The sequence below is a fragment of the Nocardiopsis synnemataformans genome, assembly GCF_965343085.1.
Taxonomy (GTDB): domain Bacteria; phylum Actinomycetota; class Actinomycetes; order Streptosporangiales; family Streptosporangiaceae; genus Nocardiopsis; species Nocardiopsis alborubida.
Genome location: NZ_CBDRFA010000103.1, coordinates 1 through 14,757, shown reverse-complemented (window position 1 = coordinate 14,757; position 14,757 = coordinate 1). Strand labels below are relative to the sequence as shown.

Sequence of the window (14,757 nt, the reverse complement as noted above, 5' to 3'; positions counted from 1 at the left end):
GCAAGGCGAAATGAGTCTGCTGATGACGGAAGCCGCCCCGGCGGTGGGGCTGTCGCAATGGGACTACCTGCTGGGCACCTGGCGAGAGCTGGACGTGCCCGACGGTTGGCGGGCCGAGATCATCGATGACAACGGAGTCGTGCTCGTGGCCCCCCCGTCTGACCCCCACAACTACATCGCGGTCCGGGTGAACCGGATGCTCGGGCAGGTCCTTCCCGACGACTGGGATGTCTATCAGACCCTGGGCATCCAGTTGCCGATGGTCGAGCGGCTCTACATGCCTGACCTCGTTGTCATGCCGGAGGACGTCGTCCTCGATCCGTCACGGACTCCCTGCCCGGCGGACGAGGCGGAGCTGGTGGTCGAGATCGTCTCCCGGAGCAGCAGGGACACCGACCGCAGGAAGAAGCTGTGGGGCTACGCGCACGCGCCGGTCCCGCTCTACCTGCTGATCGACGCCTGGGACGAGGCGGGGCCGTCGGTCACCCTCTACGAGCAGCCCGGCAACGGCCGCTACAACCACGCCACGACCGTGGACTTCGGCGCGAAGATCCGGCTGCCGGAGCCCTTCGACGTCGAGCTGGACACGTCCAGGTTCCCCGGCCCCGACCAGTGGCCCTCCTGAGGGCGCGGACAACAGCGGCCCGGAGAAGTCAGTCGTGCTGTCCGCTGATCACCGACCACCCATCGCCGATGTGCCGATCGTGGTCTGTGGGGCACCGCCGTCAGCCCGCGCCGTGCCAGGCCCGCCACAGGTCGGCGTAGGAGCCGCCGCGGGCCAGCAGCTCGTCGTGGCTGCCCAGTTCGCTGATCCGGCCGTCCTCCACCACCGCGATCCGGTCGGCGTCGTGCGCGGTGTGCAGCCGGTGCGCGATGGCCACCACCGTACGGCCCGACAGCACCCCCGCCAGCGAGCGCTCCAGATGGCGGGCCGAACGCGGGTCCATCAGGGACGTGGCCTCGTCCAGCACCAGCACGTCCGGGTCGGCCAGCACCACGCGGGCGAGGGCGAGCTGCTGCACGTGGGCCGGGTCCAGCGAGGCGTTGCCCGACCCCACCCGCGTGCCCAGCCCGTCCGGCAGCGCGCGCACCCAGGGCTCGGCGTCCACGGCGGTCAGGGCCTCCCAGAGGCGTTCCTCGTCCACCGCGGCCGCGCCCTCGGGCCGGTCCAGCGCCAGCGCCAGGTTCTCGGCGATCGTTCCCCGGAACATGTGGCTCTCCTGGCTCAGCAGGATCGCCCGCGCGCGCCGTTCCTCGGGAGGCAGGCCCGACACCGGCGCCCCGCTCACGCGGACACCGCCCGAAGTGGGCGGGTGCACGCCCGCGATCAGCTTGCCCAGGGTCGACTTGCCCGCGCCGCTCGGGCCCACCACGGCCAGGCGTTCGCCGGGCGCCAGTACCAGGTCGACGCCGTGCAGGACCTCCGTGCCGGTGTAGCCGAAGCGCACGTCCTCCACCCGCACCTCGCCGGGTCGGGCGTTCCGGGGCGCGTCCGCCACGGAGGGCAGGGGCGCCTTCTCGGCCGGTTCCCCGGCCAGCTCCACGCCCAACAGCCTGCGCATGCTCGTGAAACCCATCATCAGGCTGTCCACCTGGTCCAGCAGCTGGTCCAGGGGCCGCCCCATCTGCCTGCTGAGGAAGACCGCGGTGGCGATCCCGCCCAGGCTCAGCGACCCGTCCGCGTACAGCAGGCCCGCCACCAGGAAGGTCAGCGCGATCGGGAGCATGTACCCGAGTTCCAGCGGCGGGTACCAGACGCAGCGCAGCCACAGCGTGTACCGCTCCGCCGCGTAGGCCCGGCCCACCTTCTGCTCGTTGAGCGCGATCCGCCGGGCCTGCCGTCCCAGCGACTCGATGGTGTGCGCACCCTCCACGGTGTCGGTCACGCTCTGGGTCAGTTCCGAGTAGGTGCCCAGCTCGCGCACGTACCCGTCCGGGGCCCTGCGGGCGTACCAGCGCGTGGACACCCACAGCACGGGCACGGACGGCAGCCACGCCAGCAACAGGAGCGGGTGCAGGACGGCCAGCGCCGCGGTGACGACCACCAGGGTCACCGAGCTCACCGCCATCACCGGTACCGAGACGCGCACGGTGTGGCTCAGGTGGCCGATGTCGCGGCCGGTGCGCGCCACCAGGTCGCCCGTGCCCGCCCGCTCCACCACTCCCATCGGGAGCCGGAGCACCGCGCGCACGAACTCCTCGCGCAGTTCGGCCAGCACGCTCTCGCCGAACCGGATCGAGGCCGCCACGGACGCCAGGGTGAACCCGGCGTGCAGCACCAGCGCCACGACGATGAGTCCGGCGAGCACGTCGACGCGCGAGGCCGCCTGGTCCGTGGTTCCGGAGAGGGGCCCGGCTGAGGCCCCGCCCGCGCGCACGGTGTCGATGATCAGGCCCAGGATCCAGGGTGAGGCCAGCGCCATGAGCGCGGCCGTCCCGTACAGGAGCACGACGACGGCGAGCAGCCGTCCGTGCTCGCGCCCGGCGCGGCGCAGCCGCCTCCACACGGCCGCGACCGGCGCGATCGGCAGTCCCGCCGCGTGGTGCTCCGTGGGTGCGGGGATGGGTACCTGGGGCGCCCCGGATGTTTGGGACGTCCCGGATGTCTGGGACGTGGCGGACGTGCCGGGCCCGCCGGATGTTCTGGACGCCGCGGACGCCTCGGGCGGGCCGAGGGTCTCGGCGTCGTCGGCGGCCCGGGTCATGGCTTCCCCTCCGTGGGAACGGCGCGCAGGACGGTGGCGGCGTAGCGGGGGGACTCGGCGAGGAGGCCGCGATGGGTCCCCTCGGCCGTGAGGCGGCCCCCCTCGACGAACTGCACGCGGTCGGTGTGGTCGAGCAGCAGCGGACTGGTGGTGACCAGGCCGGTGGTGCGCCCCGCCCGCTCGGTGGGCAGTCCCGCGGCGATCGCGGCCTCGGAGTGGGCGTCCACGGCGGAAGCGGGCTCCACCAGGAGCAGGATCTCCGGATCCAGGGCCAGGGCGCGGGCCAGGCGCAGGCGCTGTTGCTGGCCACCGGAGTACTCGCGGCCGCGCTCGGTGAGCAGCGCGTCCAGCCCGGCGGTGGACTGGCGCACCACGTCGTCCGCGTGCGCGGCGCGCACGACCTCGGCGAGGCGTTCGTCGGAGATCCCCTGGTCCGGGGACAGTTCGTCGCGCAGGGTTCCGGAGAACAGGTGCGCGTCGTTGGTGGCCACCAGGACGCGGCGGCGCACCTGGGACCGGGGCAGGTCGCGCAGGCGCACGGTCCGGCCGGTGGCCGTCTCGACCAGCACGGCGTCCGCGCCCTCCTCGTCCCGGTAGCGCCCCAGGCGTTCGGTGATGGCGGTGGCGTCGGCGGGGTCGGCGCAGACCACGCCGGTGGTGCGGTGCGCGGCGAGGGTCACCCCGCTGCCGGGGTCGTGCAGGTCGCAGGGGCCGGCCGGTTCCGGCGCGGGACGCTCGGGGTCGGGGTGGTCGTGCTCCAGGCGCAGCACGCGCACCACGCGCCCCGCGGCCACCCGGGCCGAGACGAACAGGGACAGGGAACGCATCAGGTGGCGCACGGCCGTGGAGAGCGTGCCGGTGTAGCCGTAGAACGCGACGAGCTGGCCGACGGTGATCTCCCCGGTCAGGGCCAGGCGCGCGCCGTACCAGACGATGCCGACCAGGAGCAGCCCGGGGAGGAGTTCGCGCACGGCGTTCAGGGCGGCGTCCACCCAGCCCACGCGCAGGGTGGCGGAGCGGACCCGCTGGGAGGCGGTGCGGTAGCGGTGGTCCACGGTGCGCTCGCCGCCCACGCCCCGGAGTACGCGCAGGCCCGCGACCAGGTCGGTGGCCAGGGTGGTGAGCTCGGCCTGCCGGTCGCGCTGGTGCTCCTGGCGGCGGGAGAACAGGCTCAGCAGGGGCACCATCCCCGCCATGATGAGCGGGACCGACACCAGGATGATGACGCCGAAGGTGACGTGCGAGGTGAGCATGAAGGCGCTGACCGCGGTCACCGTCACGAAGGCGGCCAGGAGCTGGCCCACCGTCTCGTAGAAGTCGCCGATGCGGTTGATGTCCTCGGTGCCCACGGCCACCACCTCGCCGGAGGGCAGTCGCCTGGTGAGCGTGGGCCCCATGCGCACGGAGTGGTTGGTGACCACCTGGATGGTGCGGTAGGCGGACGCGTACCAGTTGAAGCAGTCGGCCCGGTGGGAGAGGGGGACGAGTGCGATGGAGACCGCGATGATCGCGCTGAGGACGCCGAACCAGCCGAGGAGGGCGCCCGGGTCCCCGCGGGTGATCCCGGAGTCGAGGGCGGCGCCGAGTGCGGCGGAGATGAGTACGCCGTCGAGCATGAGGACGCCCGTGGTGGTCCCCGACCACAGCAGTGAGCGGCGTTCCCTCCGGATGAGCCACCACAGGAACCGGTCGGCCGACCGGTGTTCGGGAACGCCAGTGGGCTGGGGAAGTGTGCGCACAGTTCCCGAACTGTAACCAGAGGGATGGGTGCGGGCCACTCATTTTTTCGGGGTGGGGAGGGGCGGGGTGAGCTCCGGTCCGGGCCCGGGTCAGTGGACGGTGCCCTCGGTGTGGAGGAGTTCGATGAGGCGGCGCACCGCCGGGGCGCAGCGTCGGCGGTCGGCGAAGCCGATCCACGCGAGTTCGGCGATCTCGTTGTCCGCCGAGATCTCGCCGTCGTACTCGGCGGTGTGGCACGACAGGCGCACACGGGCGCCCGGGCCCTGGGCGTGGGCGGCCTCGTCGATCACCGCGATCCGGCGGACCGTGTCCGGTCGCAGCACCACGCTGACCTCCTCCAGGGCCTCGCGGGCCACCGCGGCCTCGTCGCTCTCCCCGGGCTCGCGCTTGCCGCCGGGCAGGTAGAACAGGTCCACCCCGTCGGTGCGGACGCACAGCAGACGCCCCTCGTGGACGTGGACCCAGGCGAGGGCGTCGATGACGGCGGGGGAGGAGGGCGGGGTGGGCGACATGTGACCACCCTATGTCAGGGCGTAGATGTCACCTTTGGGAAACACAGTCGTTACTCCTCTGGGGGAAAGGGGCTCCGCGGGGTAACGTGACTTTTTGGGAGCGCTCCCATGCGCGCAGTAAAGGAAAGCAGGGGAAACCGGGGAACACCACACCGAAGGAAGGCTCATGTCCCGCACACGCATAGCCATCGGAGCAGCAGTGAGCTCCGTCTCGGCCCTGGCCCTGGGAACGGCGCTGCTCAGCACAGCGCCCGCCTCGGCCGCCGAGTCCGAGTTCTACGTCAACCCCGACACGTCGGCGGCCGTCTGGGCCGAGGAGAATCCGAACGACCCCCGGGCCGACGTCATCCGCGACCGTATCGCCTCGGTCGCCCAGGCCACCTGGTTCACCCAGTACAACCCCGACGAGGTCCGCGACGACGTGGACGCGGTGGTCAGCGCCGCCGACGCCCAGGGCCAGGCCCCCATCCTGGTGGTCTACAACATCCCCGGCCGCGACTGCGGCAACCACAGCGGCGGCGGGGCGCCCAGCCACGACGCCTACCGCGCCTGGGTCGACGAGGTCGCCGCGGGCCTGGAGGGCCGATCCGCCACCATCGTCCTGGAGCCCGACGCCCTGCCGTTGGTGAGCGGCTGTAGCGATCCGTCCGAACTCCTGGACTCCATGGCCTACGCGGGCAAGGCGCTCATGGAGGGCTCCTCCGAGGCCAGGGTCTACTTCGACATCGGGCACTCGGCCTGGCTGGACCCGCAGGAGGCCGCCGACCTGCTCAACGGCGCGGACATCGCGGACAGCGCCCACGGCATCGCCACCAACACCTCCAACTACAACTGGACCGAGGACGAGGTCTCCTTCGCCGAGGCCGTCATCTCCGCGACGGGTGTGCCCGGGCTCGGCGCCGTGGTCGACACCAGCCGCAACGGCAACGGTCCCGCCGCCGACGGCGAGTGGTGCGACCCGCCGGGACGGATGATCGGCCGCCCCAGCAGCACCGACACCGGGAACCCGCTGATCGACGCCTTCATCTGGACCAAGCTGCCGGGTGAGGCCGACGGCTGCATCGCTCCCGCGGGGCAGTTCGTGCCCCAGGCCGCCTACGACATGGCGGTGAACGCCCCCGAGTACCCCACCGACCCCGACGAGCCGACCGATCCCGACGAGCCCACCGACCCGCCCGCGGGCGAGGGCTGCACGGCCGACTACAGGATCGTCAGCGAGTGGGGCAACGGTTTCCAGGCGGCGGTGACGGTCACCGCCGACGACTCCCTCAGCGGCTGGACCGTGACGTGGACCTACGCCGACGGACAGCGGTTCAGCCAGGGCTGGAACGCCGAGTTCGCCAGCAGCGGTTCGCAGGTCACCGCGTCCGACCTCGGCTGGAACGGCACGCTCAGCGCCGGGGGCAGCACCGAGTTCGGGTTCACCGCGACCCACGGCGGTAGCAACAGCGCACCCGAGGTGACGTGCTCCGCGGCCTGACCGGCCTGACGGGGTGGGGCGCGCCGCGTCCCGCCCCGTTCTCCTGGCCGCCTCCGGCCAACAGCGCCGAACCCCGCACCCCGGGGCAGGGGAGGCACTAGCATCCCCGGTGGGTGAAGGGCGGACACAGATGACGATCCCACAGGTGGGCGAGCGAACCCTGGTGGAGGACAGCGCCTGCGGCGGGTTCCCCGCGCAGGAGGCCGGTTCCAGGCAGGCCCGTGAACGGGCCTACAACCTCTACAGTGCGGCCGTCGGCGCCTGTCTGAGCAGGACCGGGCTCCGGGAGCGCGCCGCCGAGCTCCTCGCGCAGGAGGCCCGGCTGCCCTTCCTCGGCGATGAGGAGGTCGCCCGGGTCAACCGCGAACTCCCCGGCGTCGTCGCCGAACTGCGGGCCGAGCCGATCCGCGTCCGCGACGGCGCGACCCCCGAGGAACCGGGCGGGGCCCTGGCCGGGGCCGATCTGGACGCGTTGTTCGACCTCGCGCTCCGCGACCGGCTCACCGGACCGGCCCGCGAGCGGCCCCGGCTCCTGCTCCTCGGCGGCCAGCCCGGCTCGGGCAAGTCCACCCTCCAGCGCCTCGTCCTGCCGTTCCTGCCCGAGGGCACCGTCAGCTACGACGGCGACGACCTGCTGCGCCTGGCGCCCGACTACGAGTGGGCGATGACCGCGGACGACCGCGCCGCCTCCTCCTCCCTGGCCAGGCAGGTCGGCGGCCTGCACGGGCTCGCCATGGCGCACCTGCGCGCGGGCCGCGTGGACGCGGTGTGCAGCCACCCCCTGGGCCGCGCCGACTGGGCCGCGTCCTGGGTGGAGGGGTTCCGCGACGCCGGATACCGGGTGGAGGTCGCCTTCGTGGCCACCCACAGCTCCAACAGCGGATTCGCGATCGCCGACCGCTACGCCCGTGCCCGCGCCGACCAGGGTTTCGGCAGGTGGATGCCCGAACTTCACCATGACCGTTTCTATCTGGGTGTCCCCAACACGGTGGAGTTCCTGGAGACCCACCGGCTGGTGGACTCGCTCTACGTGCTCTCCCGCGACGGCGAGGTGCTCTACGCCAACCACCGGGAGGGGGACGACTGGCGGACCGAGCCGTTCGGACGCATCGCCCTGGAGGCCGAACGCGGGCGCCGCGAGCTGTGGCACGCGCCCAGGAGCGCCCCGCGCAGCGCCGTCTGAGCGGGCCCGGCGGGTTCAGTCCCGGGCCGCCAGCCTCCGCATGACCTCCCGGTCCTCCTCGCCGAACCGCTCCTCCAGGTCCTCGGGCGTGGCGTCCAGGTCGATCCGCGACACGGGCACCCCGCGCGCGGACTCGATCGCGCCGAGCCGGCGCAGCGCGCGGTCGCCCGCGTAGCGGACCAGCTCCCCCGGCGGAAGCTCGTAGCGCTGCGTCGCCGGGTCGTCCGAGGGCTCCTCGCCGCGCTCCACCGTGGACATCACGTGCGGCAGCAGCTCGTCCAGCCGCTCGCGCACCACGTCCCAGTTGGCGTCGTCGGCCGCGACGTGGCGGCGGCACGTGAAGGTGCCCCACGCCATGTGGCGCCGCTCGTCGTCGCCGATCCTGCGCACGATCTGGCGCATCCCCGGGAAGACGTCCCGCACCGTGCACACGTGGTTCCAGGCGTAGTACCCGGTCAGCGCCAGCGAGCCCTCGATGATGTGGTTGTAGGTCACCGAGGCGCGCACCTGGTTGCGGGGGCTCGGGTCCTCCAGCAGCGTCTCCAGGGAGCCGGGCAGCTCCTCGTAGAACAGCGTCCGGTAGCCCGGGTTGGCGTCCACGTACCCGTGCAGGTCCTCGTGGACCCCGAGCGCGTCCAGCCACAGCCGGAACGCCTGGACGTGCCTGGCCTCCTCGAACGCGAACTGGGTCAGGTACATCTCGTCGCCCAGGCGCCCCTCCGCGGCCATGGCGCGCAGGAAGGGCTGGATGTCTTCCGTGACCGCCTCCTCGCCCGCCACGAAGAACGCGCACAGCCGCAGGATCCGCACCCGGGCCTCCTCGCCCAGCTCCTTCCAGTCCTCGGCGTCCTGGCTCAGGTCGATGTCCGCCGGGTTCCAGAACCGGGCGTTGCCCTTGGCGAACAGCCTGAGCGGGAGCGAGTCCCAGTTCAGGCCGCCGCCCCGGAGCGAGTGGAAGCCGGTGCGGTGCTCCGCGGGTGGGGGCGCGGGCGGGGTGGGTGCGGGCGGGGTGGGGACGGGGGAGTCGGGCACGGGGGACCTCCTGGCCGCTGGGGGAGCTGCTGTGCCCTCATGATTGGACACGGAATGGGCTCGTGTAAAGAGCGCACGGGAGGTGCGGAGCCAAAAACGGAATCCGGCTCGGTGTGTTCCGGGGCGCGGTGCGGGGCGTGCGGAGACGGGCGGCATCCGCGGGGGAGCCGGGATACGGCCGTGGTCATTGACGGCGCGCCCCCGCCGAAACGGTACGGTCGGGGAGTACCGACCGCACCGAACGATCGGGGAACGACGTGTTCTGTGGTGATCCCGGCACATCCGGCTACACCGCGTGCGCCTCCCAGACCCAGCTCTTCGCGTTGGCCTCCGCCATCCCCGCCCTGCTCGGCATGGCCCTCCTCGTGGCTGCCTTCACCGCGCCGTCCGTGCGGGGCGACCGGCTCCTGCGCACCCGCACCCTGAGCTACTCCCTGGTGGCCTGGGGGATCGCCGCGGGCACCTACGTCATGGGCGGTCTGCCGTCCTTCTGAGCGGTGGCACGCCGCGGGCGGCGCCCGCGGCGGTCAGATCTCCTCGCCCGACAGCAGGTCGCCGGCGTCGGTGATCCGGTAGGCGTACCCCTGCTCGGCGAGGAAGCGCTGGCGGTGCGCGGCGTAGTCCTGGTCGAGGGTGTCCCGTGCCACCACGGCGTAGAACCGGGCGGCGCGGCCGTCGGACTTGGGGCGCAGCACCCGGCCGAGCCGCTGCGCCTCCTCCTGCCGTGAGCCGAAGGACCCCGACACCTGCACCGCGACACCGGCCTCGGGCAGGTCGATGGAGAAGTTCGCGACCTTCGACACCACCAGCGTTCTCAGGTCTCCGGAGCGGAAGGCGTCGAAGAGGCGCTCGCGCTCCTTGTTGCGGGTCTCGCCCTTGATCACCGGCGCGCCCAGCGACGCGCCGAGCTCGTCCAGCTGGTCGATGTAGGAGCCGATGACCAGCACCTGCTCCTCGGGGTGGCGCTCCACGATCTCCCGCACCACGGAGGTCTTGGTCTCGGAGGAGGCGCAGAACCGGTAGCGGTCCTCCGGCTCGGCGGTCGCGTACGCCAGCCGCTCGGCCTCCGACAGGTCCACCCGCACCTCGACGCAGTCCGCGGGGGCGATCCACCCCTGGTTCTCCATGTCCTTCCACGGGGCGTCGTAGCGCTTGGGGCCGATCAGTGAGAACACGTCGCCCTCGCGGCCGTCCTCGCGCACCAGGGTCGCGGTCAGGCCCAGCCGGCGCCGGGCCTGGAGGTCGGCGGTCATCCGGAAGATCGGCGCGGGCAGCAGGTGCACCTCGTCGTAGACGACCAGGCCCCAGTCACGGGCGTCGAACAGCTCCAGGTGCGTGTACACGCCCTTCCGCTTGGCCGCCATGACCTGGTAGGTGGCGATGGTGACGGGGCGGATCTCCTTACGGGTGCCCGAGTACTCGCCGATCTCGTCCTCGGTCAGCGAGGTGCGCCGCAGCAGCTCGGTCTTCCACTGGTGTACCGACACCGTGTTCGTCACCAGGATGAGCGTGGTCGCCCCGGTCATGGCCATCGCCGCCGCGCCGACCACGGTCTTGCCCGCGCCGCACGGCAGGACCACCACGCCGGATCCGCCCGCGTGGAAGCTCTCCGCGGCCTCCTTCTGGTAGCCGCGCAGCTCCCAGCCGTCCTGGTCGAGGTCGATCGGGTGCGCCTCGCCGTCGACGTACCCGGCCAGGTCCTCGGCGGGCCAGCCGATCCTGAGCAGCGCCTGCTTGAGGTTGCCGCGCTCGCTCGGGTGCACGGCGACCGAGTCCTCGCCCAGCCGCTCGCCCAGCATGCCCTTGAGCTTCCTGGCGCGGACGACCTCCTCCAGCACGGCGCGGTCGGAGGACTCCAGGACCAGGCCACGGCGCGGGTCGCCCACGATCCGCAGCCGCCCGTAGCGGTCCATCGTCTCGGCGATGTCCACCAGCAGCGAGTGCGGCACCGGGAACTTGGAGAACCGGATCAGCGCGTCCACGACCTGCTCGGCGTCGTGCCCGGCGGCACGGGAGTTCCACAGGGCCAGCGGTGTGATCCGGTAGGTGTGCACGTGTTCGGGCGCGCGTTCGAGCTCGGCGAAGGGGGCGATGGCCCGGCGGCACTCGCCGGCGAGCTCGTGGTCGACCTCCAGCAGGAGCGTCTTGTCGGACTGGACGATCAGGCAGGACAACACGGACCTTCAATCTCGCGGGGCGGGGGCGGCCACAGATGCAACGCATCCGGCCCCCCGATCATGCCCGCGGGGTCCGTGCCCATGCCCCGGTGGGCTGTCCGGCCCCGGGACGGCGGTCGTGACGCCCCGGGAGCAGCCGGGAGGGCGGGGAGGGGGAGCGCGGCCGGAGGCGTCGGGTCACATGTCGGAGGCGACGGCGATCACGATGTAAGTGAGGATGAGGGCCACCAGAGCCAGGATCACGCCGTTGGAGATCCAGGCGACGCGGGTGTAGCGCTGGTACTTGTCGGGGTCGGACTTCTCCGAGATCGCGAGGGCGGAGAAGACCGTGCCGACGATGCCCAGGAAACCGCAGCAGGTCAGCACCAGGACGAGGGACACCACCAGGGCGGTGATCGCACTGGACGCGCTCCTCTGTTCCCGGTAGGGGCCGCCCGGGTACCCGCCGCCCGGGTAGGGGCCGCCTGGATGGGGCTGTCCGGGGCCGTAGCCGCTCCCGAGGGCGCCGTAGCCGCCGTACGGGCTGTACCCGCCGGTCGAGTCCTTGTACGCGTCGTTGCCGCCGGGGCCGTGGCCCGGGGGAGGGCCGCTGTGCCGCCAGTTGTCGTTCACGCTGGTGCTTCTCCGTGGATCGTGGTGCGCGCGGCACCGGGGGGTGGGAGGACCGGTCCGGGGGAGGGCCGGTCAGTAGGTGAACAGGAGCATCATCATGGCCAGGACGACGACCGGAATGAGGAACAGGACGAACAGGGCGAAGTACGCGAAGTTGCAGGCCCAGGTGTACCGAATGTAACGCTCCACCCGTTCGGGGTCGGAAAGCCCGCGCAGCGTCGAGATGCCGAACCAGACCCCGGGCACGTTCACCACCAGCAGGAAGAACCAGAAGCCCAGGTACATCATCAGTATCGACCCCGCCGCGCTGAGGACGGCCACCACCAGCGCGGCCACGGCGCCGCCCACACGGGCGGGAGGGGCCGCAGGGGGAACCGCCCCAGGCGGGAGCGCCGGGTCGGGGTGCGCCGTCAGCAGGGAGGCGCTCCCCGGGGCGGGACCGGCGGCGTGTCCGCCCGGGCCGGGCGGTCCGGGCACGCCTGACGCACCGCCCGGTCCGGGCGCACTCGGCGAGCCGGGCAGCCGGAACGGCGCCGAGTGCGCGGGGCGCCCCCGGCCGCCCCCGGGCGGGGACCCCGGTGTGAAGCCGTGCTTCCTCTCCCAGAAGGCCTTCGGACCGCCTCCGCCGTTCATCACCGCTCGTCCCCCTCCCCCTGCTTCCCGGACCCGTCTCGTGCCGCTCCCACGGTCGTCCCCGCTCCCGCTGGTGATCCCCGTGCTCCGTGCAGACGCGGTGCCCCGTGGCCCCGTCCGCCAAACACGGCTCAGTAGTTGGTGACCGGGACGATTCCCTGGATCCAGGAGCCCGCCTGGGTGAACATCACCAGCGTCAGCACCAGCATCACGAAGAGCATCACCCCGGCCGCGCCCAGGCAGTACCAGGAGTAGCGCGTGAGCGTCTCGGCCTGGACCGCGCGTCCCCGGTCGCGGGCGTGGGCGGCGCGTACCGCGAACACGATCCCGGCGACACCGAACAGCCAGTTCATGCAGCACACGAAGGTCAGGGCGTGCAGGATCAGCGCCATCGTCGAACTGCTGGCCCCGATCGCGCTCTGGCGCGCGTCGGGTCCGTCGCGCTCGTCCTCCCGGTCGTCGCGGCGGTCGCTCCCGGCCCCGCGCTCCCCGTCGCGCTCGGGGGCGCGGGCACTCCGGCGCTCGCGGTCGTCGTCGCGTCCGTGTTCACGGGGGGACGATGCCCCGGGGGGCAGCGATGCGTTGCTCATGGGGGTTCTCTCGCTGTCGGTGGGTCGACCAACTCGGTTCCAGACTAGCCCGCCGCCTCCGGGGCGATCGTGAGGAACCCGGGTGCGTCCCCGCGCCGGTGGGCTAGGTCTGTTTTTTGGACCAGCCCCAGCTTCTGGAGGATTGGTTCGGGCGGCCACGGGGCTCTGGAGGGTCCAGAGGCGGGTTCCCGTGGGAGGTCCGCGCCGTAGGCGTCTGAGGGCGGTGGCGGGCGACGGGTGGGACGAAGCCGCAGCGGAGGTCCCCAAGAACACCGCCTACCGCGGCTCCGGTTGCCCCCGCCGCTCCGCTTCCTCCCGCGGCTCCGGGTCCAGCTCGGCCACGGCGGTCACCCGGTGCACGGCGAACCGGTGCACCGCCGCCCGGGTCGCGTCGTAGGCGGTCAGGAAGCCCCCGTCCACACCCGACGGCTCCACGATCCGGCTCACCTGTCGGCCGTCCGTGTCGGTGTAGCCGATCCACACCCTCCGGCGGTCCCGGGCGGCTCCCGCGAGCACCTCCAGCACCGCCGCCGACCGCGACCCCGGCGGGCCGTTCTCGGGCAGCGGTACCGGTGTGCGCGCCGCCGTGGCGGCCTCGTCCCCGGCGCGCACGGCGCGCACCGCCGCGGCCGCCAGTTCCCGCGACGTCCCCGACCCGCCCGGGGCGGGGAGCACGTCCGCGGCGTCGGCCCGGCGCACCTCGGGGCGGCTCAGCCGCATCGACCCGTCCCCGCCCTCGGGCACCGGGTGGTACCCCAGCTGCCGCAGCCGCTCCACCAGCGCCGCACGGGTCGACCGGCTCGCCACCACGGTCGGCGCCAGCCTCAGCAGTCCCAGGTCGTCGGCCCGCCGGTCGCTGACCAGCTCCTCCAGCAGCGCGGGCTCGTCGCAGCGCAGGTAGCTCGACGCCGAACCGGCCCGCAGCCGTCCGTGCCGCCGACCCACGTCCGACACCAGGTACCGCAGTGCCTGGGGCAGCGGGGTGCGCGAGTGGCGTTCGAGCAGGGCGGTGATGTCGGCGACGCCCCGCCCGGCGTCCAGGGCCCGCCGCACCGACCCCTCCGTGAACCGGTACACCGTGGCCCCGCCGGTGGACTCCACGTCGGCGACCAGGGACAGCTCGCGGGCCAACGCGGGCACGAGGGGACCCGGCGCGACGGCCGTCAGGTCGCCCTGCACCAGCACGTAGTCGAGCGGCTTGGGCAGCTCTCCGCCCAGGACGCGCGCGGCCGCGTCCTCATCGCCGTCCAGCAGCGGACGGACGTGGTCGGCCAGCGCACCGCGCCCGGTCAGGCCGAGCGTGGCCGCCTCGGCCGCCGCCGCCCGCACCAGCTCGGCGTAGACCGGCGACTGGCGGCGCGGGCGCCGCCAGGACAGGCGTGCCGACAGCGAGTCCGGCAGCGGAGCCAGGCCCGGTTCCGCGGTGCCCAGCTCCGTGAGCAGGTCGCGGCGGGCCTGCGGCGCGGCCGGACGGACCAGGCCCGGACCGAGCGCGTTGCGCATCCGCCCGCCCGAGTCGCGCGATCCGCTCAGCGACGCCACGCGGTCCGACTCCAGCCAGGCGGAGGCCAGTCGCAGCCACCGGTGCGCGGGTGCGCGCTCCCGCCACAGGTCGTACTCGCGGGTGGGCAGCCACTCGCCCCCGACCCGGTCGTCGGCGCCGAGCAGCCCGGCGGCGTGCGCGACCTCCACGAACAGGGCGGCGGTGGCGTCGTCGGTCTCCATCGCCTGGGCGGCGCGGCGCAGGTCGCGTACGCCCAGGCCGCCGTTGCGCAGCACCGCGGCCGGGTCCTCGGACCAGTGCTCCAGGAGTTCCTCGACGGCACGCAGCACCGTGAAGGCCTGCCCGGCGGCCGCCCGGGTCACGGCGTCGGCGGGGTGCGCGGTCCCCTCGAAGGGCGGCGGCGCGGTGGTGACCTCACGGAACAGCGGGCCCGAACGCAGGTGCAGCCCCACCTCGCGGGGCAGGGTGAGGGTGTCGTCGCCGCTCGGCAGCAGAAGGGCGCGGGCGATCAGCTCGTCGACCGGGGAGGCGGCGGTGTCCAGGGTGACCTCGCGGCGGGCGCCGGAGACGGTTCCGTGCGGCGGCCCCC

13 protein-coding genes are annotated in these 14,757 nt (G+C 73.2%); 4 read left to right on the top strand and 9 right to left on the bottom strand.

What is annotated here, in order from left to right; translation table 11 throughout:
* Positions 1 to 22 precede the first annotated feature (22 nt).
* Positions 23 to 625 carry a Uma2 family endonuclease gene (locus ACSIH6_RS36055; RefSeq protein ID WP_435112813.1) on the top strand — a complete coding sequence of 201 codons (603 nt, stop codon included), beginning with the start codon at positions 23 to 25 and terminating at the stop codon, positions 623 to 625.
* A gap of 100 nt (positions 626 to 725) precedes the next feature.
* Here the strand turns inward: ACSIH6_RS36055 and ACSIH6_RS36050 are convergent, their stop codons facing one another.
* The 3 genes from ACSIH6_RS36050 to ACSIH6_RS36040 form a co-directional block, all read right to left on the bottom strand.
* A complete protein-coding gene (locus ACSIH6_RS36050) occupies positions 726 to 2,705 on the bottom strand; it encodes an ABC transporter ATP-binding protein (RefSeq protein ID WP_435112801.1) in 1,980 nt (659 codons plus the stop codon).
* A complete protein-coding gene (locus ACSIH6_RS36045; RefSeq protein WP_435112800.1) occupies positions 2,702 to 4,444 on the bottom strand; it encodes an ABC transporter transmembrane domain-containing protein in 1,743 nt (580 codons plus the stop codon). The genes ACSIH6_RS36050 and ACSIH6_RS36045 overlap by 4 nt, the downstream gene beginning before the upstream one ends.
* Positions 4,445 to 4,534: 90 nt before the next feature.
* Positions 4,535 to 4,957: an NUDIX hydrolase gene (locus tag ACSIH6_RS36040; RefSeq protein WP_435112799.1), complete on the bottom strand. Its 423-nt coding sequence runs from the start codon at positions 4,955 to 4,957 to the stop codon at positions 4,535 to 4,537.
* A 166-nt stretch (positions 4,958 to 5,123) separates the two neighbouring features.
* Here ACSIH6_RS36040 and ACSIH6_RS36035 point away from each other — a divergent pair, with 166 nt between their 5' ends.
* Complete coding sequence (locus ACSIH6_RS36035; RefSeq protein WP_435112798.1) at positions 5,124 to 6,437, top strand: glycoside hydrolase family 6 protein; 1,314 nt, start codon at positions 5,124 to 5,126, stop codon at positions 6,435 to 6,437.
* Positions 6,438 to 6,567: 130 nt separating this feature from the next.
* Positions 6,568 to 7,620, top strand: a complete 1,053-nt coding sequence (locus tag ACSIH6_RS36030) for a zeta toxin family protein (RefSeq protein WP_435112797.1) — start codon at positions 6,568 to 6,570, stop codon at positions 7,618 to 7,620.
* Between the two features lie 15 nt (positions 7,621 to 7,635).
* On the opposite strand, the gene ACSIH6_RS36025 is transcribed toward ACSIH6_RS36030, so the two are convergent.
* The gene (locus ACSIH6_RS36025) at positions 7,636 to 8,652 is read right to left on the bottom strand and encodes a R2-like ligand-binding oxidase (RefSeq protein WP_435112796.1); all 1,017 of its coding nucleotides are present in this window, start codon (positions 8,650 to 8,652) and stop codon (positions 7,636 to 7,638) included.
* Positions 8,653 to 8,909: 257 nt separating this feature from the next.
* Here ACSIH6_RS36025 and ACSIH6_RS36020 point away from each other — a divergent pair, with 257 nt between their 5' ends.
* Positions 8,910 to 9,146, top strand: a complete 237-nt coding sequence (locus ACSIH6_RS36020) for a hypothetical protein (RefSeq protein WP_017563581.1) — start codon at positions 8,910 to 8,912, stop codon at positions 9,144 to 9,146.
* Positions 9,147 to 9,179: 33 nt separating this feature from the next.
* On the opposite strand, the gene ACSIH6_RS36015 is transcribed toward ACSIH6_RS36020, so the two are convergent.
* From ACSIH6_RS36015 to ACSIH6_RS35995, 5 genes are all read right to left on the bottom strand, one after another.
* The gene (locus ACSIH6_RS36015) at positions 9,180 to 10,826 is read right to left on the bottom strand and encodes a DNA repair helicase XPB (protein WP_435112795.1); all 1,647 of its coding nucleotides are present in this window, start codon (positions 10,824 to 10,826) and stop codon (positions 9,180 to 9,182) included.
* Positions 10,827 to 11,006: 180 nt separating this feature from the next.
* Entirely contained in the window at positions 11,007 to 11,441 is a 435-nt protein-coding gene (locus ACSIH6_RS36010) for a hypothetical protein (protein WP_435112794.1), read from the bottom strand.
* 72 nt (positions 11,442 to 11,513) lie between these two features.
* Entirely contained in the window at positions 11,514 to 11,918 is a 405-nt protein-coding gene (locus ACSIH6_RS36005; RefSeq protein WP_435112793.1) for a hypothetical protein, read from the bottom strand.
* Between the two features lie 287 nt (positions 11,919 to 12,205).
* On the bottom strand, positions 12,206 to 12,664 hold the full coding sequence (locus tag ACSIH6_RS36000; RefSeq protein ID WP_435112792.1) for a hypothetical protein: 459 nt from the start codon (positions 12,662 to 12,664) through the stop codon (positions 12,206 to 12,208).
* A gap of 276 nt (positions 12,665 to 12,940) precedes the next feature.
* The coding region (locus ACSIH6_RS35995) for a helicase-associated domain-containing protein (protein WP_435112791.1) at positions 12,941 to 14,757 on the bottom strand (1,817 nt) is incomplete at its 5' end.